This window comes from Kitasatospora cystarginea, assembly GCF_039533515.1.
GTDB lineage: Bacteria > Actinomycetota > Actinomycetes > Streptomycetales > Streptomycetaceae > Kitasatospora > Kitasatospora cystarginea.
This window is the reverse complement of sequence record NZ_BAAATR010000005.1, coordinates 1-21,200: the sequence shown is the minus strand read 5'-3', so window position 1 is coordinate 21,200 and position 21,200 is coordinate 1. Positions and strand designations below refer to the sequence as shown.

Annotated in this window: 21 protein-coding genes and 1 pseudogene; 8 read left to right on the top strand and 14 right to left on the bottom strand. The window is 72.8% G+C overall.

All coding sequences use genetic code 11. The features are described from left to right. Positions 1–123: 123 nt before the first annotated feature. The gene (locus tag ABD369_RS07455; RefSeq protein WP_344635446.1) at positions 124–759 is read right to left on the bottom strand and encodes an HAD family hydrolase; all 636 of its coding nucleotides are present in this window, start codon (positions 757–759) and stop codon (positions 124–126) included. A gap of 150 nt (positions 760–909) precedes the next feature. Further along, positions 910–1,779, bottom strand: a complete 870-nt coding sequence (locus tag ABD369_RS07450; RefSeq protein ID WP_344635445.1) for a 3-hydroxybutyryl-CoA dehydrogenase — start codon at positions 1,777–1,779, stop codon at positions 910–912. A gap of 297 nt (positions 1,780–2,076) precedes the next feature. On the opposite strand from ABD369_RS07450, the gene ABD369_RS07445 reads away from it, so the two are divergent. Next, a complete protein-coding gene (locus ABD369_RS07445) occupies positions 2,077–2,895 on the top strand; it encodes an SDR family NAD(P)-dependent oxidoreductase (protein WP_344635444.1) in 819 nt (272 codons plus the stop codon). A 137-nt stretch (positions 2,896–3,032) separates the two neighbouring features. On the opposite strand, the gene ABD369_RS07440 is transcribed toward ABD369_RS07445, so the two are convergent. The 6 genes from ABD369_RS07440 to ABD369_RS07415 form a co-directional block, all read right to left on the bottom strand. Further along, positions 3,033–4,034: a ketopantoate reductase family protein gene (locus ABD369_RS07440; RefSeq protein ID WP_344635443.1), complete on the bottom strand. Its 1,002-nt coding sequence runs from the start codon at positions 4,032–4,034 to the stop codon at positions 3,033–3,035. 62 nt (positions 4,035–4,096) lie between these two features. After that, entirely contained in the window at positions 4,097–4,930 is an 834-nt protein-coding gene (locus ABD369_RS07435; RefSeq protein WP_344635442.1) for a polysaccharide deacetylase family protein, read from the bottom strand. Positions 4,931–5,210: 280 nt separating this feature from the next. Continuing rightward, a complete protein-coding gene (locus ABD369_RS07430; protein ID WP_344635441.1) occupies positions 5,211–5,975 on the bottom strand; it encodes an alpha/beta fold hydrolase in 765 nt (254 codons plus the stop codon). Continuing rightward, a complete protein-coding gene (locus tag ABD369_RS07425; protein WP_344635440.1) occupies positions 5,968–6,825 on the bottom strand; it encodes an arylamine N-acetyltransferase family protein in 858 nt (285 codons plus the stop codon). The genes ABD369_RS07430 and ABD369_RS07425 overlap by 8 nt, the downstream gene beginning before the upstream one ends. Positions 6,826–7,228: 403 nt before the next feature. Continuing rightward, entirely contained in the window at positions 7,229–8,695 is a 1,467-nt protein-coding gene (locus ABD369_RS07420; RefSeq protein ID WP_344635439.1) for an alpha/beta hydrolase, read from the bottom strand. 71 nt (positions 8,696–8,766) lie between these two features. Continuing rightward, positions 8,767–9,738 carry a DMT family transporter gene (locus ABD369_RS07415; protein WP_344635438.1) on the bottom strand — a complete coding sequence of 324 codons (972 nt, stop codon included), beginning with the start codon at positions 9,736–9,738 and terminating at the stop codon, positions 8,767–8,769. Between ABD369_RS07415 and ABD369_RS07410 the strand changes: the two genes are divergently transcribed. Both ABD369_RS07410 and ABD369_RS07405 read left to right on the top strand, forming a co-directional pair. Further along, complete coding sequence (locus ABD369_RS07410; RefSeq protein WP_344635437.1) at positions 9,737–10,408, top strand: aminotransferase class I/II-fold pyridoxal phosphate-dependent enzyme; 672 nt, start codon at positions 9,737–9,739, stop codon at positions 10,406–10,408. The genes ABD369_RS07415 and ABD369_RS07410 overlap by 2 nt on opposite strands. A 105-nt stretch (positions 10,409–10,513) precedes the next feature. Further along, complete coding sequence (locus tag ABD369_RS07405; RefSeq protein WP_344635436.1) at positions 10,514–11,668, top strand: methyltransferase; 1,155 nt, start codon at positions 10,514–10,516, stop codon at positions 11,666–11,668. Between the two features lie 69 nt (positions 11,669–11,737). Here ABD369_RS07405 and ABD369_RS07400 read toward each other — a convergent pair whose 3' ends face one another. After that, positions 11,738–12,967, bottom strand: a complete 1,230-nt coding sequence (locus tag ABD369_RS07400) for a beta-ketoacyl-[acyl-carrier-protein] synthase family protein (protein ID WP_344635435.1) — start codon at positions 12,965–12,967, stop codon at positions 11,738–11,740. Positions 12,968–13,187: 220 nt separating this feature from the next. Further along, the gene (locus tag ABD369_RS07395; RefSeq protein ID WP_344635434.1) at positions 13,188–13,712 is read right to left on the bottom strand and encodes a GNAT family N-acetyltransferase; all 525 of its coding nucleotides are present in this window, start codon (positions 13,710–13,712) and stop codon (positions 13,188–13,190) included. Between the two features lie 138 nt (positions 13,713–13,850). Here ABD369_RS07395 and ABD369_RS07390 point away from each other — a divergent pair, with 138 nt between their 5' ends. Continuing rightward, positions 13,851–14,495, top strand: a complete 645-nt coding sequence (locus tag ABD369_RS07390; protein WP_425557560.1) for a TetR/AcrR family transcriptional regulator — start codon at positions 13,851–13,853, stop codon at positions 14,493–14,495. Next, positions 14,492–15,871, top strand: coding sequence for an MFS transporter (locus ABD369_RS07385; protein ID WP_425557551.1), 1,380 nt, complete (start codon positions 14,492–14,494; stop codon positions 15,869–15,871). The genes ABD369_RS07390 and ABD369_RS07385 overlap by 4 nt, the downstream gene beginning before the upstream one ends. Before the next feature lie 234 nt (positions 15,872–16,105). On the opposite strand, the gene ABD369_RS07380 is transcribed toward ABD369_RS07385, so the two are convergent. Next, positions 16,106–16,900, bottom strand: coding sequence for a LysR family substrate-binding domain-containing protein (locus ABD369_RS07380; RefSeq protein WP_344635432.1), 795 nt, complete (start codon positions 16,898–16,900; stop codon positions 16,106–16,108). 58 nt (positions 16,901–16,958) lie between these two features. Here ABD369_RS07380 and ABD369_RS07375 point away from each other — a divergent pair, with 58 nt between their 5' ends. Continuing rightward, positions 16,959–17,354: a DUF5997 family protein gene (locus ABD369_RS07375; protein ID WP_344635431.1), complete on the top strand. Its 396-nt coding sequence runs from the start codon at positions 16,959–16,961 to the stop codon at positions 17,352–17,354. 236 nt (positions 17,355–17,590) lie between these two features. Here ABD369_RS07375 and ABD369_RS07370 read toward each other — a convergent pair whose 3' ends face one another. Next, positions 17,591–18,262, bottom strand: coding sequence for a TetR/AcrR family transcriptional regulator (locus tag ABD369_RS07370; protein WP_344635430.1), 672 nt, complete (start codon positions 18,260–18,262; stop codon positions 17,591–17,593). An 89-nt stretch (positions 18,263–18,351) separates the two neighbouring features. Here ABD369_RS07370 and ABD369_RS07365 point away from each other — a divergent pair, with 89 nt between their 5' ends. Further along, on the top strand, positions 18,352–19,845 hold the full coding sequence (locus ABD369_RS07365) for a carboxylesterase/lipase family protein (RefSeq protein ID WP_344635429.1): 1,494 nt from the start codon (positions 18,352–18,354) through the stop codon (positions 19,843–19,845). Between the two features lie 183 nt (positions 19,846–20,028). Here the strand turns inward: ABD369_RS07365 and ABD369_RS07360 are convergent, their stop codons facing one another. After that, a complete protein-coding gene (locus tag ABD369_RS07360) occupies positions 20,029–20,316 on the bottom strand; it encodes an antibiotic biosynthesis monooxygenase family protein (RefSeq protein WP_344635428.1) in 288 nt (95 codons plus the stop codon). A gap of 100 nt (positions 20,317–20,416) precedes the next feature. On the opposite strand from ABD369_RS07360, the gene ABD369_RS07355 reads away from it, so the two are divergent. Beyond that, positions 20,417–20,989: a TetR/AcrR family transcriptional regulator gene (locus ABD369_RS07355; RefSeq protein WP_344635427.1), complete on the top strand. Its 573-nt coding sequence runs from the start codon at positions 20,417–20,419 to the stop codon at positions 20,987–20,989. 109 nt (positions 20,990–21,098) lie between these two features. On the opposite strand, the pseudogene ABD369_RS07350 reads toward ABD369_RS07355, so the two are convergent. Beyond that, positions 21,099–21,200: pseudogene (locus ABD369_RS07350) on the bottom strand (dehydrogenase); the annotation flags it as partial.

Below are 21,200 nucleotides of genomic sequence, written 5' to 3'. Positions count from 1 at the left end.
GAGCGAACCGTGGCAATCCGCATGCCGAGGTTGACTGCTGGTCCAGGCATACCGGTGACAGTACCCGTGCTGTCACAACTCGGCTGGCAGAACCGCCCGGTGGCGACATCGGGCGGTTCTGCATCAGGTGGCCGCTACCAGAAGCTCGGCAAGTTCTGCGATTGAACCGATGCTCCAGTCGGCTCCGGCGGAGTCCTGTTGCAGTAGGCCGATCGGCCCACGGCGGATGTGTGCGACCCGGAGGCCAACGGCTCGTGCGGGAGTGATGTCGTTGGCCGGATGATCTCCGACGTAGAGGATCTCGCGGGGCTCGCCCGGCGCCCACTCGCAGACGCGGTCGAAGAATGCGGTGTTTGGCTTGGCAACTCCCCATTCGGCCGAGGTGGCGACCGCATCGACGGGAAGCTTTAGTCCGCGCAGGAGTTCACCCGCACGTACATTCTGATTCCCGGCCACGCCGATCCAGAGTCCAGCGTCCTTGAGCTGCTGCAGGCCGTCACGAACGTCGGGGTACAGATCGGTCTCGTCCAGGTACTCGTCGCGGCCGGAAGCCTGGCGAGCAGCCCATTCGGCGGGAACGTCGCAACCGGGCCGGATCAGCCGGATCGCGTCCGCATTGTCCTTGCCCTGCGCAACGACAGCGCCGACCAGGGCGGACATCGTGTGATTCGGGACGCCGAGCCATGTCGCCCAGTCGGCCCAATAGCGGGTGTCGCTGGTCAGGGTCTCGCCGATGTCGAACACGACTGAACGAATCATGGCCGCAGCCTAGCGGGGCAAGGAAGCGCTGTCGGTGGTCTTGTGCTCAGGCGCCTGCGACTTGCGCGGCAATGGATTTGACGACGTGTCGGCAAATCGCCAGTCGCCGGTCGGCCGGTCCAACAGTCGGCCGACCGGCGAACTCCCAGGTCAGGCGCTCGCGGTGTAGTCGTAGAAGCCACGGCCGGACTTGCGGCCGAGCAGGCCGGCGTCGACCATCCGGGACAGCAGCGGGGGAGCGGCGTACAGCGGCTCCTTGTACTCGTCGTACATCGACTCGGCGATCGAGACGATGGTGTCCAGGCCGATCAGGTCGCACAGGCGCAGCGGGCCCATCGGGTGGGCGCAGCCGGCCTCCATGCCCTTGTCGATGTCGGAGGCGGTGGCCACCCCGGACTCGAACATCCGGACCGCCGACAGCAGGTACGGGACCAGCAGTGCGTTGACCACGAAACCGGCCCGGTCGCGGGCCCGGATCGGCTCCTTGCCGAGCGCCTGTACGGCGAAGGACTCGACCCGCGAGGTGGTCTCGGCGGAGGTGGTGAGGGTCGGGATGACCTCGACCAGCTTCTGCACCGGGGCCGGGTTGAAGAAGTGCAGGCCGATCACCTGCTCCGGACGGGAGGTCGCGGCGGCGAGCTTGACGATCGGGATCGAGGAGGTGTTGGAGGCCAGGATGGCGTCCTGGCGCTCGATGACCCGGTCCAGGGTCTGGAAGATCTGGATCTTGATGTCCTCGCGCTCGGCGACCGCCTCGACCACCAGGTCGCGGTCGGCGAAGTCGGTGAGGTCGATGGTGAAGGAGAGCCGGGCGAGTGCCTCGTCGCGCTGCTCCTCGGTCAGCTTGCCACGCCGGACGGCGGTCTCCAGGGAGTTGGTCAGCCGGGTGCGGCCCAGTTCCAGGGCTTCGCCGTTGGCCTCGGAGACCAGGACGTCCAGGCCCGAGCGGGCGAAGACCTCAGCGATGCCCGACCCCATGAGGCCGCAGCCGATCACTCCGACGCGCGCGATGTCACTCACTCACTTGCCCTTCAAGGTGACGCTGGGGGTGACCCAGCGAGGTGCTGTGTCTCAGCCGGCGACACACCCGGCCTGGTGGGCCGACCGCATCGCCGTGACGACGGTACTACCTGTGCTAACGCCCGTTCGCATCCGGTCGGTGCCGACGGACGCTGCCCGGTCCTGAGGGCTGCTGCGCCGATCGGGTGAGTTGCGTCACGTTCACCGGCGCGCTGCCGCCGGGCCGAGCCGCCCGGCCGTCGTCCGGCCGCCAGAATCCAGGGGTCGGACCAGCCGGGGCGAGAGCGGGGAGCAGGGATGTCGACGGGATCGCTCACAGGACAGGTCGGCCTGATCACCGGGGCGGGGCGCGGGATCGGCCAGGAGGTCGCGATCGGCCTGGCCGCCGAGGGGATGGCGGTGGGCCTGATCGGCCGCACCCACGAGACCCTGATCGACACGCTCAAGGAGTGCGTGCGCCACGGCGCGCGCGGCATCGCGGTGACCGCCGACGTGTGCCACCCGGGCGCCGTCCGCGAAGCCGTCCGGACGGTGCAGCGGGACCTCGGACCGGTCGACTTCCTGGTCAACAACGCCGGCCAGGTGGACCAGGCCGAGGTCCCGCTGTGGGAGGCGGACGGCAACCAGTGGTGGCAGGTGGTGGAGACCAACCTGCGCGGCCCGTTCAACCTGATGCGGTGCGTGCTCCCCGACATGGTCGAGCGCCGCCAAGGCCGGGTGCTCAACCTCAACTCCGGGTTCGCGCTGCGCCCGGACGGCCGCTACACCGCGTACGCCACCTCCAAGGGCGCCCTGCTCCAGCTCTCCGACAACATCGCCGACTCGCTCGCCGCCCACCAGGTCGTGATCCTCGACATCAGCCCCGGCGCGGTGGCCACCGACATGACCGCCGGGATGCCGATGTTCGCCGACACGACCGAGTGGGGCAGCATCCCGTACGTGGTCGCCATCGCGGTGGACGTCGCCCGGGGGCGCTTCGACCCGCTGCACGGCCGGTTCATCCACGCGGGGCGGGACAACCTGGAGGAACTGCTCTCCAGGGCCGAGGCGATCCGGGAGGCGGACGCCCGCACGCTGCGGCTGCGCCCGTACGGGCCGGGGGATCCGATGGCCTGAGGACGGGCTGGGCGGCGAGGAGGCGGCGCGGGCAGCTGAGCGCGCCGGACGCGGTGGACCCGGGTCGGGGGCAGCCGTGCGTGAGACCTGCCGCGGACGGGTGTGGCCTCCCGCACGGCTGCCCGCGTCGGGGAAGGTCAGCAGAGCGCGGCGAATTCCTCCGGGGTGAGGCTGCCGGCCGGACGGCCGGTACGGGCGAACTCCCCGGCGAGGCGCTGCAGGGCCTCGTTGACCGGGGTCGGCACGCCGTGCAGGCGGCCGAGGAGCACCACCTCGCCGTTCAGGTAGTCCGTCTCGATGCTGCCGGTGCCCCGGACCAGGCTCTGGGCAGAGGAGCCGCCGATCCGCTCCTCGCCCTCCAACGGCTGCAGTTCGACCCGGTCGCCGCGGTCCGCCGCCTGCTCCTCGGCGGTCGCGTAGGGGATGCCGGCGGCGTGCAGCACCGCCTCGTACTCCTGCTGCGCCCGCCGCAGCACCGCCAGGAGCGGCTCCTGGCGGATCGGACCGGCGACCGCCTCCAGCGCGTTGGCGACGTTGCCGAGGAGCTTGCCGTACTTCCAGCGCATCACCTCATCGCTGACCGGCGCGGCGAAGAGCGACTTCTCCAGGTCGGCCGAGACCTGCCGGGCCGTGTCGTCGCTGCCCGACGGGTAGCGGCCGAGGCGCAGGATCCCGCTGAGCGGGGCGCCGGAGGCGGAGACCCGGCCCGGCTCCAGGTGGGAGGTGGGCATCCATAGGCACATCCCGTACACACGGCGGAAGTGGCGCAGGGCGAGGCGTTCGTTCTCCACGCCGTTCTGGGCACAGACGATGGGGAGCACCTCACCCGCCGTGCGGGGGCCGCCCGCGGTGCCGGTGACCGGGCGGGGCGCCCACTCGGCCAGGACTCCCTCGGTGTGCTGGGACTTCACCGCCAGGACCAGGACGTCACCGGACCTCAGCTCGATCTCGGCCGGGCCCGGGACCGTGGGGATGGGCAGCGCCCGTACGCCCTCCGGGGTGGAGAACCGCAGCCCGCCCGTGCGCAGTGCGGCGCCGTGCGCGCCCCGCGCGACCAGCACCACCTCGAACCCGCCCTCGTACAGTCGTCCGCCGATCGTGCCGCCGATGGCCCCGGCGCCGATGATGATGTAGCGCATGGCCAGCAGCCAAGCACAGATGCCCAGTTGGGGACAGGAGCTACGCGCGGAGAGGTTTGCTGTTACGCGCACAGCTGACTTGCGGTGACGGCGGTCAGACCGGCTTCGGCGAGGCCGTCGAGGATCCCCGGCATGGCCTCCACGGTGCCCCGGTGGCCCATGTGCAGGGCGATCACCGAGCCGCCGATGGCGGCCTTGAGCACCCGGCGCCGCACCACCTCGGCACCCGGGTCGGTGTAGTCGCGCGGGTCCACGTCGAAGGAGAGGCAGTGCTCGTACCCCACCAGCCTGGCCTGTTCGCGGACCATCGGGGTGGCGTACTGGGCGGCGGATGGCCGGAACCAGCGACCGATCGAGCCGGTGAGCCGCAGCAGCCGGTCGGCGCACTCCTGTACTTCGGCCAGGGCCTGGGCGACCGGCATCCGGGAGATGTCCCGGTGGTTCTGGGTGTGGTTGCCGAGCTCGTGGCCGCCGTCCAGGATCCGGCGGGCCATCTGCGGCTGCTGGTCCAGCCAACTGCCGACGACCAGGACGGTGAGCCGGGCGCCGTGCTGCTCGGCGGCGGTGAGCAGTGCCAGTGCGAGGGCCGGGTCGCCCTGGCCGTGGAAGGTGAGCGCGACCTGGCGCCGGTCGCGCGGGCCGTTGACCACCTCGAGCGGGGTGTTGGGCGCGAGCGGCGGCAGCTGCGGCGGGCTGGGGCTGGTGGCGGCCGGAAGGGAGGGGCTGCTCGCGGGGGCGGCCGGTGCGGTACTCGCGGCGGGCGACGGCTTCACACTCGGCTCGGCCCGCGCCGCCGGGTCACCGCCGTCGCCACACGCGGCGGTGACCCCGGTGGCGGCGGTCAGAGCGGCCAGCCGGGCCGTGGAACGCAGCACAGTGCGGCGGTCGACAGTCATCGCGGGCCAGCCTAAGCACAGCCGAATGGCTCTGCGACTGTGACGCGCTGGGGCTGCGGGTGGATTCCCGGTGGGCGAGGTTGACCAAGACACCCTCGGCGAATGGGAGTTGGACGGATCGGTCGGCACCGCATGTCGCGCTGTGGGACGTGCGGGCCGCCGGAGCCGCGGCCGGTGGCCCGCCAGGCCGACCGTGCGGGCGAGGAGCCGGCCGTGACACCTGCGGGGCGGGGCCGCCCGGACGTCCCGCTGCGTGCCCGCGCCCGCGCCCGCGCCCGCGTCAGGACTCCGCGGCGACCACGGCCCGGGCCAGGGCGTCCGGGTTGTCGAGCATGATGTTGTGTCCGCTGTCAGGCACCGCGACGACCGAGACCCCGGCCTCGGCGAGCTCGGCGGAGCCGGGCAGCCGCCCGTCGTCGGCCGGGTACAGGAAGGTGCGCGGGATCCTCAGACCGAGCAGCTGACGGCGCATCATCGGCTCACTGCCCCGGCACAGCTGCACCGAGCTGCGGTGCAGCGCCTCGCGCCCGGCCAGCCGCATTGTCGACCACCAGTGCGGGCCGACCACCCGCTCCGTCTCCGCCCAGCCGGAAGCCAGGAACTCCTCCTCGGAGTACCAGGCGATCCGTCCGCTGCCCATCCACTGCGGGCCCGGCGCGACGGCGTCCAGGTTGGCGTCCAGCAGGACCAGACTGCGCACCAGGTGCGGGTGGCGCGTGGCCAGCACGATCGCCACCGAACCGCCCATGCTGTGCGCGACCAGCTGGGCCCGCTCGACCCCGGCCGCCTCGATCGCCGCCGCCAGGGCATCGGCGTGCGCCTCGAGCGAGTAGTCGAAGTCGGTCGGCCGGTCGCTGATCCCGAAGCCGAGCAGGTCGACCAGCAGCGAGCGGCGCCCGGCCAGCAGCGGGTGCAGCGCGGCCCCGGTGAAGTAGGGGAGCGAGCTGGCACCCAGCCCGTGGACGTACACCCGGGCCGGCTCGGCACCGGGCAGCTCGACCCAGCGGATCAGGTCTCCGCCGGGGGTGACGGGGGCACTACGCATGCTCGGCCGTCCTCTCCTTCCAGATCTGGTGGACCGCGAGGACCTGCTGCCAGAGCGCCTCGCGCTCGGCGGGGCCCAGCTCGGTCAGGGGCATACCGAAGCGGTCGGCCAGTGTGGCGTACCACTCGCCGGGGTCGGTTATCTCGTGGCGGTGCCGGCCGGCGGCGTCGACCCGGACCAGCATGCAGCCGCGCAGCGCGTCCGTGCCCTCGGCGTCCCGGCGGATGGCGCAGGCCGCCCGGGCGAACGGGGACTCGGGTGAGGTCGAGAGCCACCGGTGCCTGGCCTCGAAGTCGGCCTGCCGGGCGGGCTCGGCGAGGAAGTCCATCCCGAGCAGCGAGCCCTGCGGGTCGTGTTCGAAGCGCCAGTCGCCGACCTCGGCCTTCGAGGCCGTCAGCCGGTAGGTGAACGGGCCCTGCCGGTACTCGCCCTCGCGCAGCGGCAGCGGCTCGTACAGTCCGTCGCCGAGGCCGACGTCGACCATCCAGCGCTCGCCCTCGCAGTCCACCGTCAGCACCAGGTGGTCCCCGGTGGCCCCGGCCTCGGCCTCGGGGGAGCGGTCCTGCACGCCGCCGACATGCCACCGCGTCCGGAAGCCGAGCGCCGCCAGCAACGTGCCGAAGGCGCCGTTCAGGTGGAAGCAGTACCCGCCCCGGCCGCGGAGGATCCGGGCTATGGAATCCGCCGGGTCGATCGTGGTCGGGCGGCCCAACTGGATGTCCAGCGTTTCGTACGGCACCCGCTCCACATGGGCGCGGTGCAGTGCGAAGAGCGCCCCGACCGACGGCTCGGCGGGCTCGGGCAGGCCGAGATGGCCCAGGTACTCGTCGATCACCGCACGGTTCAGCATGCGGCCACCCTAGACCCGGCCACTGACAGCGCATTGACCGGCGGTCAGTTCGCCGCCGCCGACGCGGTATCGGCACCGGACCCGACAGTGGCGGGCAGGACGCCGGGCCGGTGGCGTACCGGCGGCCTGGGACGGCCGATCCGGTTCAGGGAGCGGGCGGCCCCGCCAGCAGGGCCGGTCCGGCGGGGCGGTGGTCGCCCTCGCGGAGGGGGCCGCCGGCGCGTTCCAGGACGGCGGCCACCGCGTCCGAGAACGGCGCGCGCGGCCCGCCGGTCAGCGCTGTCCGGCAACCCGTCAGCAGCGCCTCGGCGAGGACCGGGTCGGCCGCCCGGAGCCAGCGCGTTGGTGATCATGTTGGATCGTCCGCCTGCCCGCAGCCGGTCCCCACCGCCCGCGCCGGCGCTCAGCGGCAGAGCACGTCCTGTTCCGGCCGGCGGCCGTCGGCCAGGAAGCCGGTCACCACCGCGTCGCCGCAGGCGTTCCCGTTCGCCAGGTAGGCGTCGTGGCCGCCCGAGTCCACGGCCACCATCCGGGCCCGGGCGCCGAAGGCCTCCCGTAGCTTGCGGGCGCCGCTGTACGGGGTCTGGGGATCGCGCAGGTTCTGCACCAGGAGGACGTTCGACGGGCCGACGGGAGTCACCCGGGTCGGTGCCTCGGCGGGCCGGTAGGGCCAGAACGCGCACGGCATCACGTTGACCGGCATTCCGGCCGTGAGCGGGTGCGCGGCCCGGTCGGCGGCGACCGCGCCCCGGTAGTCGGCCGCCGGGCCGGGCCAGGCGACGTCGTTGCAGAGCGTCCCGACGGAGACCGCGATGGTGTTCTGCTGCGCCTCGTCCGGCGGGGTACTGGGCACGGGCAGCGCGGTGCCGTGCAGGGCGGCCAGCACCAGGGTCGCCAGCCGGGGGAACGCGGCATCCGAGTGGAGGCTCTCCAGCATCGTCTCCCGCAGCACGTTGCCGGTCAGCTGTTCCGGGTTGGCGTTCGGCCAGGGGATCGGCTCGCGGTCGAGGCGGTCCGCGAGGTCGAGGAAGACCTGCCGGACCTGCTCGGGGGTGTCCGCGATGCGGTACCGGCTGCCGGGTGCGGAGGCGAAACGCGCGAAGTCGGGGAAGCGGTCCTCCGCACCGACCGCGTAGTTGGCCAGCCAGCCGCGCTCGACCCGGCTCGGGTCGGGGTCGTCGTTGCTGTCCAGCACCACCCGGTCGGTGTGCTGCGGGAACATCGTCGTGTACACCGCGCCCGCGTAGGTCCCGTACGAGGTGCCCCAGGCGGACAGCTTCCGCTCGCCGAGGGCCTGCCGGATCCGGTCGATGTCGCGGGCCTCGTTGCGGGTGGTGATGCTGCGCAGCACGGGTCCGCCGTTGGCGGCGCAAGTGGTGGCGATCCGGCGGGCGGTGTCCAGGTTGCGGGCGACGCCGCCGTCCGGGTCGGCCCAGGGGCGGAGGTTGACCATCGCCAGGTCACCGTGCGCCAGTCGGCAGCTGACCGGGGTCGAGCGGCCCACCCCGCGCGGGTCGAAGCCGACGATGTCGTAGGCGTCCCTGACCGCCTGCGGCAACCGCTTCACGGCGCTCGACGGACTGTTGAGGCCCGAACCGCCGGGACCGCCCGGGACGATCAGCAGGACGCCCCGGCGCAGTTCGGGATGCTCGCTCGGAATCCGGGAGACCGCGACGGTGAGCTGCTCGCCCTGCGGGTGGTCGTAGTCCAGCGGTACCTGGACGGTGGCGCAGCGCTGGCGCGGGTCCAGGCCGTCGTCCTGGCAGTTGCCCCAGGAGAGGTGGTGGCCCCCGGCCTGCGCGGCGGGTGCGGTGAGCGACAGGAGGGCTGCGGCGGCCAGCGCGGCCGCCGTGCGGTTGATGATCGGCATACCGTGGAGTCTGCTGCGCCGGGCCGCCCCGCCCCATCCGGCCAGCAGGCCGGTGCGGAGTGGGGATATCCCTACTGCGCGACGAGCGACGCGTCCTGATTGTCAGTCAGATCAGCGTGGTGCATTGGATCGGTGTGGCGCGTCGGCTCCGCGTGGCGCTGCGGGAGGGACAACCCGAGGCAGACGCCGAGGCCGACCAGGACGGCCCCGGACAGCTCGCCCGCGTGCAGCGCCCCGGTGCCGAGCAACGCACCCGACAGGGCCGCCGTCACCGGGATCAACCCCGCGAACAGGCCGGCCCGTTCGGCCCCGAGCCGGGACAGGGCGGCGTACCAGAGCAGGAACGCGACGCAGGTCAGCAGCACCGCGAGGTACAGCAGCGCGGCCAACTCCGCCTCCGTGGGGCGGCGCAGCAGCGCGGTGCCGTCCACCAGCAGGCCGGCTAGCGCGAACATCGGCACGGCGAGCACGGTGGCGTACGCCGAGACCCGGACGGGCCCGAGGCGCGGCAGCAGCGGCACGGCGAGCAGCGAGAACGCCGCCTCGCAGCCGAGCGTCCCCAGCGCGTACAGGAACCCGACCGGGCCGCCGGTGCTGAACCCCTGGGTGATCGCGGCGCCGACGACCACCACTCCCGCCGCCGCGACCAGCCGCAGGCGCGGACGCCGCCGTTCGAGCATCGGCGCGAGCACGGCCAGTACCAGCGGTGCGCAGCCGACCACGCTGCCCACCGTCGCCGGGTCGGAGTGCCGAAGCGCCTGCACCATCAGCACGTTGAACCCGAACAGACCGGTCCCCGCCAGTGCCGTGAGCCGCCACAGCTCGCCGGTGCTCAGCCGCGGCCCCCGGTGGCCGGGGAGGGAGCCGGAACGGGACCGCGCGGCGATGGGCAGCAGGATCACGGCGGCCAGCAGATAGCGCACGGCCTGGCCGCCGAAGAGCGGATAGCGGGAAAAGGCGGCGGTGACCCCGGTCGAGCAGCCGAGCACGGCCATGGCGGTCGCGGCGCGCAGGGCGCCGCCGGGGGCGGGAGAGGCGGTCATGCCTGTCAGGCTAGGAGCGGAGGTGGTCCGGCGGCCAGGTCCGCCCAAGGGCCTGATCGCAGGACCAGTTCTGCCGGAGCCTCGGAAGCGTGGCCGAGCTGGAGAGGACGACTACGACGCCGAGTTCCGCTACGACCGCGAGCCGGTCGGCTGCCTGCAGGGGCTGGCCCCGGACCGGGTCGTACACCTCGGCTCGCCGAGCAAGTCCCTGGCCCCCGGACTGCGGCTCGGCTGGGCGGTCGTCCCGGCCGGGCTCGCGGCGGACTTCCGCACGGCCAAGCGGTACGCCGACCTGGGAACCGGAGTGTTCGACCAGCTCGCCTTCGCAGGCCTGCTCGCCACCGGGGCCTACGACCGCCACCTGCGCGCACTGCGGCCCCGCTACCGCAGCCGCCGCGACGCGCTGGCGGGCGCACTGCACCGGGTGCTCCCCGGGGCGCGGGTGCGCGGCGTCGCAGCCGGCCTCCACCTCTACCTGGACCTGCCGGACGACGTCGCGGAGGACGCGGTGGTCGCGGGCGCGGCCGCGCGCGGAGTACGGGTCGAGCCGGTCACCGGGATGCGTCTGCGACCGGGCGGGCCCGCACTGGCCCTCTTCTACGCAGGCCTCAGCGAGGGGCGGCTGACCGCCGCCGCCGAACTCCTGGCCGAGGCCGTCACCGCGCGGTAGCAGCCGTGGGGCTCGGGGAACCACGCGGTAGTGCCGGGCCCGTCCACCGCGATGACCTGCCGCGATTGCCGGGCGCGCGGGGGACTCGGATAGCCTGAGGGCACGATGAACTGCTTCACGACGCCATGGGGTGAGTTCGAGCTCACCCGCTTCCCCGAGGACCCCCGCGAGCGGCTGCGAGCCTGGGATGCCGCCGACGAGTACCTGTTGCGGCACCTCAAGGGGATCGATGGCGAACCCGTCGAGCTGGCGGGCACGGTCGTCGCGGTCGGCGACCGCTGGGGCGCGCTGGTCACCGCGCTCGCCGCGCACCGGCCGGTGCAGATCACCGACTCCTACCTCGGCCAGCGGGCGACCTCGGCCAACCTCGCCCGCAACGGGATCGAGGCGGATGCCGTACGCCTGCTGTCGACCAGGGACACCCCGCCGGACCGGATCGACGTGCTGCTGGTCCGCGTCCCCAAGAGCCTCGCTCTCCTGGAGGACCAGCTGCACCGCCTCGCCCCGGGCATCCACCCGGGCACGATCGTGGTGGGCACCGGCATGGTGACCGAGATCCACACCTCCACCCTCAAACTGTTCGAGCGGATCATCGGTCCGACCCGCACCTCGCTCGCGGTGAAGAAGGCGCGCCTCATCTTCTGCACGCCGGACCCCGCTCTCGCCCCCTCCGCCAGCCCCTGGCCGACCAGTTACGCACTGCCCGGCGACCTCGGCGCGGCCTCCGGGCTGACCGTCACCAACCACGCGGGCATCTTCTGCGCCGAGCGCCTCGACATCGGAACCAGGTTCTTCCTGCGCAACCTGCCGCGGCGCCACGGCCGGGAGCACGTCGTGGACCTCGGCTGCGGCAACGGCGTGGTCGGTACGGCGGCCGCGCTGGCCAACCCGCAGGCCGAACTCACCTTCATCGACGAGTCGTTCCAGGCCGTGGCCTCGGCCGAGGCCACCTTCGGGGCCAATGTCCACGGTGACACCAAGGCCGAGTTCCTGGCCGGCGACGCCCTCTCGGCGGTTCCGGCGGGCACGGTCGACCTGGTGCTGAACAACCCGCCCTTCCACTCCCACCAGGCGACCACGGACGCCACCGCCTGGCGGATGTTCACCGGTTCGCACCGGGCGCTCCGCCCCGGCGGCGAACTCTGGGTCATCGGCAACCGCCACCTCGGGTACCACGTCAAGCTCCGCCGGCTGTTCGGCAACTGCCGGACCGTCACCAGCGATCCGAAGTTCGTCATCCTGCGCGCGGTCAGGAACTGACCGCGGCCAGTCGCCGTCCGGGAGTCGGCCCGGACCGGTGGAACACCGGTCCAGGCCGGCCCGTTCCGGTCAGGGCACGCGGGTGAACACCAGCGAGGCGTTGTGGCCGCCGAAGCCGAAGGAGTTCGTCAGCGCGGCCGTCAGCTCGCCTTGCCGGGGCTCGCCGGTGACCACGTCCAGCTTCACCCGCGGGTCGAGGGAGTCGAGGTTCAGCGTCGCGGGGATGACGCCGTCGCGGAGCGAGAGGATCGCGGAGAGCGCCCCCATGGCTCCGGCCGCGCCGAAGAGGTGACCGGTCATCGACTTGGTGGCGGTCACGGCCGGGTGGGTGCCGATGGCCTCGGTGATCGACTCGGCCTCGGTGAGGTCGCCCTTGGGGGTGGAGGTGGCGTGGGCGTGGATGTGGTCGACCGCCAGCGGGGACAGGCCCGCCGAGGCCAGCGCCAGCCGCATGGCGCGGATCTGGCCCTCGGGATGCGCGGCGGTGATGTGGTGGGCGTCCGAGGTCACGCCGGCACCGGCGAGCGCCGCGTGGGCACGGGCGCTACGCGCGGCGGCGAAGGAGGCGCGCTCCAGGACGACCACCACGGCACCCTCGCCGATGACGAAGCCGTCGCGGTCGACGTCGAACGGACGGGACGCCTGCTGCGGCGCGTCGTTCCGGGTCGAATGGGCCTTGGCCTGGGCGAAGCCGGCCAGCGGCAGCGGGCAGATGCAGGCTTCGGTACCACCCGCCACCACCACGTCCGCCCGTCCGAGCCGGATCAGGTCCAGGCCCAGCGCGATCGCCTCCGCGCCCGACGCGCAGGCGCTGACCGGGGTGTGCGCGCCGCCGCGGGCGCCGAGCTCGATGCTGACCCAGGCCGCGGGCCCGTTCGCCATCAACATCGGGACGGTGTGCGGGGACACCCGCCGCACCCCGGAGGACTCCAGGACGTCGTCCTGGCCGAGCATGGTCAGCGCGCCCCCGGTGCCGGTACCGATCACCACGGCCAGCCGCTCAGGATCGACCCCGGGCGAACCGGCGTCCGCCCAGGCCTCGCGGGCGGCGATCAGCGCGATCTGCTCGCAGCGGTCCATCCGACGGGCCTGCACCCGGTCCAGCACCTCGCCCGGCTCGACCTTGAGCCGCCCGGCGATCCGCACCGGCAGGTCCGCCGCCCACTCCTCCTCGATCGCGCTGATCCCCGAGTGCCCGGCCAGCAGCGCGGACCAGGTCGAGGCGACGTCCCCGCCGAGCGGCGTGGTGGCCCCGAGGCCGGTGACCACCACGTCGAGGTTGTTGATATCGGTACTCACTGGTGAACCCCCTTTGTATAAGAGATACAACTCCCCGGGCGGATGGCTTTGCGGGGAGTCCGACTCGAATGCCACTCTGTCAGGGGGTTGACGGGCGATCAGGTGCAGGGATCCACGGAGTCTGGCACTCAGGATTTGTAGGGTTTGGTTGTTTGCCACCGTCCTTGGCTAGCTGCTGGCTGCCTCTGCGGTGCCGGTGCCCGCCGCGCCGTTGCGGGACTCAGGCCGGTGCGGCCTCGTCACGCAGCACGCTGTAGCGCACGACGTCCCGCCACCGCCCGTCCCGGAAGGCGTAGCCGCGCAGCACGCCCTCGCGGGTGAAGCCGGCCTTCTCCAGTGCTCGTTGCTCGGCGATGTTCTCCGTCTCGGTGCCCGCCTCGATCCTGACCGCCAGGGTGTGTGCGAACAGGTGGTGGACCAGCAACTGCTGTGCCCGGGTGCCGATTCCGCGTCCCCGGGCCTGCGGCAGCAGCTGGGCCCCGATGTTCCAGCAGTACGAGCTCCGCGTGGTCGCCACCTTCTGCCAGGCCACGAAGCCGTGCGCGGCGGTGCCGCTCGCCGTCATCAGCAGCCCGCCGTCGTCCCCCAGCAGCCCGTTCTCCCTCCACTGGCGCCGCCAGCGCCCGGGATCCGTCCAGCCGTGCCACTGGAACGGCCCGGTCGCCTCCGGGGCCAGCAGGAACTGTTCGAGTATCGGCAGGTCATCCTCGCGCACCGGACGCAGGATCACGCGGTCATCGCTCATTTGAGTCACCGTAGTTGTCAACTCTCCTGCTGGTAACTGATTTTGGCGACTCGTGCGGTCACTCGCCCGGTGTCCGCATCGATCCATCGAAGCCAGTAGACAGTGTCTACCGAAGCCTGGTAGACACTGTCTATGTCCATCGAACGTGAGAACTCCCTCCGGGAACGGCTGGTCGACGTCGGTGTCGAGCTGGTGCTGACCGAAGGCGTCGCCTCCCTCGGCCTGCGCGAGATCGCCCGTCGGGCGGGGGTGTCGCACGGCGCCCCGCGCCGCTACTTCCCCACCCATCACGCCCTGCTCTCCGCCATCGCCCACCGCGGATTCGCGGACCTCGGGGCCCGGTTCGCCGCGGCCGTCGCCGGCGCGGTCTCGCCGCGCGACCAACTGCGGGCACTCGGGCGGGCGTACGTCGGCTACGCGCTGGAGCACCGCGGCATGTTCGAGCTGATGTTCCGGCACGACCTGCTCGACAGCGAGCGGCAGGGACAAGAGCAGCAGGGGGCGGAGCGCGCGACGGAGCAGCCGCGCCTGCGGGAGTCGACGCTCCCGCTGTTCGAACGGATCGTGGACCTCGTCGCCCGGCAACGGCGCTACGGGCCGGGAGGGCAGCCGCCGGCCGTGACGGCCGCCGCCCTCTGGGCCAACCTGCACGGCATCGCCCAGCTGTGGAGCTGGGGAAGCCTGGGGCTCGCCCTCGGCGCCGCCTCGCCGGAGCAGCAGCTCGACCGGCTCGTCGATGCGGCCCTGGACGCCCACCTCGGCCCGGCGGACGCGGCCTCGTGACGACTCCCGCACACCGCCGCCTCGCCCTCGTGGTCAGCGTGGCCGGCGCGATGATCGTCGCGCTGGACGGCACGGTGCTGACCGTGGCCCAGCCCAGCCTCGGCCGCGACCTCGGCGCGAGCACCGCCCAGGTCCAGTGGACCAGTACCGCCTACCTGCTCGCGGTGGCCGCGCTGCTGGTCGTCGCCGGACGCCTCGGCGACCGGTACGGCCACCGCAGGATGCTGTTCACCGGACTGCTCGGCTTCGCCGCCGCCTCGGCCGGTATCGCGCTCGCGCCCGGCGTCGGCTGGGTGATCGCCCTGCGGGCCGTCCAGGGCGTGTTCGGCGCGCTGCTGCAGCCCGCGACGCTCGCGCTGCTGCGGCTCACCCACCCGGCGGACCGGCTCGGCACGCCCGTCGCCATCCGCACCAGCGCGATCGGCGTGGCCGCGGGGGCCGGTCCGGTCCTCGGGGGCGTCCTCGTCGCACACCTGGGCTGGCGGGCCGTGTTCATGGTCAACGTCCCGGCCGCGCTGGTGATCGCGGCACTCGCCCTCGCCGTCCGGGTGCCCGCCCCGCCGCGTACCGGAGCCGGCCGGCTCGACCTTTCGGGCGCGGCGCTGCTGGCCGGTGCGCTCGCGGTCCTGGTGCACACCCTGGCCGGGGTGCCGGCGAACGGATGGAGCTCCGCACCGACGCTGCTCGGCCTCGCCGCGGCCGCCGGCGCCGCGGCGGCACTCATCGTCCACGAACGCCGCACCGCGGACCCGATCGTGCCCTCGGCCGTGGCCCGGTCCGTACCGGTGGTGGCGTCGATGGCGCTCCTGCTGGTCACCTCCGGAGGCATGTCCGGCGCACTGTTCACGGCCACCTTCCTGCTCCAGGACGTCCTCGGGCTCGATCCGCTCGCCGCCGGTCTGCGGGTGCTGCCGCTGACGGTGCTGATGGTCCTGGGCGCACCCGTGGCCGGCGCCGCGCTGCGCCGGCACGGCCCGCGCCGCACCGCGCTCACGGGCACGCTCCTCGTCGCCCTCGGCATCGCGGGCCTCTCCCGGCTCGGCCAGGGCTCCTGGGCGGAGCTCGGTGCGGCCTTCGCCGCACTGGGCGCAGGGTTCGCCACCGTGATGGTCACCACCACCGGGACCATCGTCGGTGACGCGCCGCCCGGGTACGCCGGGGTCATCGGCGGTCTCAAGCAGACCGCCGTGAACGTCGGCCCGACCCTCGGCGTGGCCGTCGCCGCCGGTACGGCGCTGCCGACCGGTCCGGGGACGGGGGCCGGCCTGCTGGTACCGGCCTGCCTCGCGGCGACCGGTCTGCTGCCGGCCGCGCTGCTGCCGCGAGTCAGGACCGCCGCACCCGTCGAGTCCGGGACGGCCGCTCCGGCTGCCTGACGGTCGCGGCTTCGACTGCGAGTCGGACGCCCGCCTACTGGGTGTCGCCTCGGCCCCCGATCTCCCGCAGGTCCGGGAACGGCTTGCCCGGCTGCGGGACGACCCGATGGAGGAATCCGAGGTCAGGTCCGCCGCGGCGGTGCGGCCCGCGTCGGCCGCCGGTCCCCGTCGGCTCGGCGGCGACGCCCTCGGACGGTGAACGGCCGGCCGGCGCCTGGAAGGACAGCGCCCGCGCTACGACCGGCGGCGAGGCTTGCCGTGCTTGGCGCCCTTGGACGAGCCGGACCCGCGCTGCGCGCTCCGGCCGGCCGACTTGCCGGCCGCCGGCTTCCGGGGCGCACCGCGTCCGTCGGGGCGCTTCGCCTTCGGCTGCGCCGCGGCCTTCGGCTGTGAGGCGGTCTTCTGCTGTGCGGCGGCGGAGAGTCCTCGCGAGCTGTTGACGGTCCGCCCGCGGACGATCCCGATGAACTCCTCCACCAGGTCGGTGGTCTGCTCCTCGGGCCACGACAGCGCGACCCGGGACTGGGGAGCGTCGGTGACCGGCCGGTAGGTGAGGTCCCGGCGGTGGTGCAGGCGGGCGAGCGACTGCGGGACGAAGAGCACTCCCACTCCGGCCGCCACCAGCTCGATCGCGTCCGCCGTCGTGGCGGGGCGCTCGATCGCGGGCTGCCCAGGAGGGGTCTCCCAGCCGAGGGTGTCGTCCAGGGGGTGGAAGACGACGTCGTCGGCCAGGTCCCCGCAGGTCACCTCGTCGACCGCCGCCACGATGTGGTCCTTCGGGACCACGACCACCGTGGTCTCGGTGTAGAGCGGGATCGCGCTGAGTTCCGTCCGGTCGACAGGCAACCGTACGAGACCCGCGTCGACGTCGCCGCGGCGCAGCGCGTCCGGTGCCTCGCCGGCGGTCACCTGGACGAGTTCCAGCGGGATGCCGGGCAGCCGCTCCTGCCAGATCCGCACCCACTTGGTGGGTGTCACGCCCGGGACATACGCGAGCCTGAACGAACGGGGTACTTCCGAGCCTGTCACCTGGCCAGGTTACCGGGCGTGGTCAGAGTCGGCGCACACGCTCGATATCCTTGACGCCATGAAGTCGCAGCAGAACTCCCAGACCATGAAGCCCGCGACCGCGGCGAAGAAGCTGGGCGTGTACCTCGAGGCCACTCCCGCCGAGTTCCGGGAGGGCGTCGTCTCGCGCGACGAACTCAACGCGCTCCAGGCCGACCCGCCCCAGTGGCTGCAGGACCTGCGCCGCAACGGCCCGCACCCCCGGCCGGTGGTCGCGGCGAAGCTGGGCGTCTCCATCTCGGGCCTCGCGCGCGGCGGAGTGACCGAGCCGCTCACCACGGAGCAGATCGACGCGCTCAAGCAGGAGTGCCCCGACTGGCTGCGCAAGGAGCGCGCCACCCAGGCCGAGGTGCGCAAGGAAGCGGAGCGCGTCAAGGAGAAGAACCAGGAGAAGCAGGCGGCGAAGGGGGAGTAGTTCCGCCACCCGCACGCCTGACCTCCCCGCCCGATCCGCGTCGGCGGCGAGCTCAGCCGAATCGACCCGAACGCCCGGTCACAGCTGCTGTGACCGGGCGTTCTGCGCTGGCCGGCGCGGTCGGACGGAGGGCCACCGTCCGGCCCGGCTACGCAACCGCCTCGAGCGACAGTCGGCCGGCGGTTGAGGGGCCTGCCCGGCCGCACCGGATCCGGTGGACCCCGGGATCACAGGTCTCAGGTCGCGTCGGGGCGCGAGCGCCCCTCATCGGTCGCCTTCCGCCGCTCGTGTCCCGCGCCGGCGCTCTCATCGTCTCGGCCGAACAGCCCGTCCAGGTACCGGTCGACGGCGGTGAGCACCTCCCGGGGCCCGACCACGTCGAGTTCGAGGAGCGTGGTGAAGCCGGTGAGGGCGAGGAGCAGATTGGTCTCGGCCACCGGGTCGCGGTCGGGGCTGATGTAGCCGTCGGCGATCGCCTGGCGGACCAACTGCTCGACGAGGACGCGTCCTTGGAGCATTCCGCCGCGCACCTTGGCGTGGAAGTTCTCGTTGTGCAGCGCCTCCAGGACGAAGGCGGCGCTCATCCGGCTGGTCGCGCGGGCATCGGCGTGCAGCGGGAGCATCTCCGTGATCATCACGCGGAGCACGTCGCGGGGGTGCGGCCGGTCGCCGAGCTCTTCCAGACCACGGCCGACGCGCAGCGCGGCCTGCTCGGACGCGAAGTCCATGGCGAAGGAGAGCAGCGCCTCGCGTGAGGTGAAGTAGTGCTGCAGCTGCCCCAGGGAGATTCCCGCCTCCTGAGCGACCTCGCGCATGCTCAGATGCGCCACGCCGCACTGCTCCACCACCCGCCACAGCGCCCGGGCGATCGTTTCGCGGCGTTCGCGGTGGTCCACCTGTTTCGGCATCGTCGGATTCTCCGTGCTTCTCTTTCCAATACGGTTGACATAATACACATGACCTATAAACCTGGAGGCCCACGGAGGAGGAGAGTGACATGACTGGACAGCCAGTGGTGCGTACCGCGGAGGGCGTGCTGGAGGGGCGCTGGCGGCAGGGGCACGCGGTGTTCCGCGGCATCCCCTACGCGCAGCCGCCGGTGGGGGCGCTCCGCTTCGCCGCACCGGCCCCGGTCCGGCGCTGGGACGGGACGCGAGGGGCGGTGGAGTTCGGGCCCGTGGTGCCGCAGTCCGGCCCGGCGGCCCGGGGGAGTTTTGCGGCGGACGCGGACTGGCTGACGCTCAACGTCTGCACCCCGGATCCGGGCGCGGCGGGGCTGCCGGTGCTGGTGTGGATCCCCGGGGGCGGTTACATGGCGGCGGACTCGAGCGACCCGATGTACGACCCGGCGGCGTTGGCCGGGGCGGGGCTCGTCGTGGTGAGCATCAACTACCGGGTGGGCGCCGAGGGTTTCGCGCTCCTCGAAGGTGCGCCGGCCAACCGCGGGTTCCTCGACCAGATCGCGGCACTGCACTGGGTGCGACGGAACATCGCCGCCTTCGGCGGCGACCCCGGCCAGGTCACCGTGGCCGGCCAGTCCGCCGGGGCGGGGTCGATCGCCGCCATGCTGGCGATGAAGCCGGTGCGCGGCCTGTTCCGGCGGGCCGTCACCCACTCGGTGCCGGGCCTCCACTCCACCCGCGCACTGGCCAAGCAGGTCGCGGCCGTGCTCGCGGACCGGTTCGGTACGCGGCCGACCGCCGAAGGCCTCTCCGGCGTCGACCCCTGGCGGCTGGCCGAGGAGGTCACCTCGCTCAGCGCCGGCCTGAACGGCTGCCGCGAGCGGTGGGGGCGGCTCTCGCACGCGGGTGTCGCCCTGTGCCCCGTCGTCGACGGCGAGGTCCTCCCCGAAACGCCCTGGCCGGCACTGAACGGGGGCCGCGCGGCCGGAACGGAACTCCTGGTCGGCCACACCCGCGACGAGTTCCGGCTGTTCAGTGTCATGATGGGACGGCTGGGCCGGTTCACCGAAGAGGACGCCCGGACCGCCCTGGACCTCTTCGCCCCGGAGCCGGACGGAGCGGCCGCCTACCGTACCTCCCACCCGCAGGCCACCCCGGAGGAACTGGTGGAGTCGGTGTACTCCGATGCCGTCTTCCGGATGCCGTCACTGCACCTGGCACAGGCGAACGCCGCGGCCGGAGGCACCTCGTACCTGTTCGAGTTGCGACTGGCCTCTCCGGGCCTCGGCGGGATCCTGGGAGCCTGCCACAGCCTTGACGTCCCGCTGGCGTTCGGCACACTGGACAGCCCCACCGGTAAAAGCCTCCTCGGCGACCCGTCCGGCCCCGCGGCCGTCGCGGTGTCCCGGGAACTCCAGCGGGCGTGGGTCCGGTTCGCCACCACCGGTGACCCCGGATGGCCCGCCTACTGCCCCGACCGGCAGCTCACCCGCGTCCTGGATGCCGAGTCGCAGACCGTGCGCTACCCCGGACAGGCCTCCAGCCAGATCTGGGAGGGGCGCACCCCGGCTCCCTTCGACCTCGGCTAGCGCGGTCCGCTGTGACTTGGACCGACCGGCAGTAGGGCACGCGACGCCGCGGGGCCTACTGCCGGTCGGTCTTGGCGCTCCAGTTGGCGAGTTGGGTGTTGTGGTCGGCGAGCGAGCTGATCTCGCCTCCGACCCGCAAGCTCTCGCCGCCCGATCGACCGCGGCTGATCCTTCGCGGCGTTTCTACCGCGACACAAGGAAGTGGACCTCGCGGGGCCTGACCTCCAGGTCGCTCAGGCCGTCGGGCGTCGCGCCCATCTCGCGGGCGAGGTCGGCCGTCGCCCGGAAGGCATCCTCGGACTCGAACGCGCCGGTGGTGACGACGGCGTCACCGTCCGCGGTGACCCAGACCCCGACGGACAGGAAGCCCGGCTGCTGCCGCATCGCCTCGGCGACCTGGTGGCACTCGGCGACGAAGTCTTCGACGTGCTCGGGGGCCGGGTAGTGGAAGGCAACGAAACCGAATGACATGACGGTGTCCTCTCTCTGGTTATACGATGCCGTACAACGCGAGGCTAGACCTGTTGTGCGACTCCGTACAACAGGTCTGACAGAGTGAGGTGGGCCACAGATGGGCGCGTTGCGCACACCGCGGGAGAAGTGGGTCGAGGAGGGGCTGCGGGCGCTGGCCGCAGGCGGTGTGGAGGCCGTGAGGATCGAGGCGCTCGCCAAGGCGCTGGGGGTGACCAAGGGCGGCTTCTACGGGTACTTCGCCGACCGCGACGCACTGATGGCCGAGATGCTGGACACCTGGGAGCGCGAGAGCGTCGACGATGTGATCGACCAGGTCGAGCGGGAGGGCGGCGACGCGCGGGACAAGGTCCGCCTGGCCGGGCAGCTCACCTTCTCCAGCGACCGCCTGCTGCCCATCGACCTGGCCATCCGCGACTGGGCTCGCCGCGACCCCACCGTCGCCGAACGCCTGCGCCGCGTGGACAACCAGCGCATTCAGTTGGCGCGCGACGCAATCGGCACCTTCTGCGACAACCCCGACGAGGTCGAGGCTCGCGCCATGCTCGCCTTCTGTGCGGCCATTGGCAGCCACTTCCTCGCCGCCGACCACCCCGGCACCACCCGCGCCGCGGTCATCGCCCGCGCCGCCGACATCATCCTCGACCTCCCGCATGGCAACCCCGGCGGATGACCGCCTCCCCGGGAGGTGCGCCGCCGATCCTCGCTGTCCGGCCCGGTCGAGGGCTTGGACTCCGAGAAGGATCCGGGTCCGGTACTCCATCGCGTACCCGTCGCCCAGTCACTACGCCGGCGTCCTCGAAGAACTGGCCCGTCGGGCCGTCGTCGGGCAGGGTCGCGAGTTTGATGGCGATGGCCGCGCCCTGTTCGGGGGTGCGCACGCC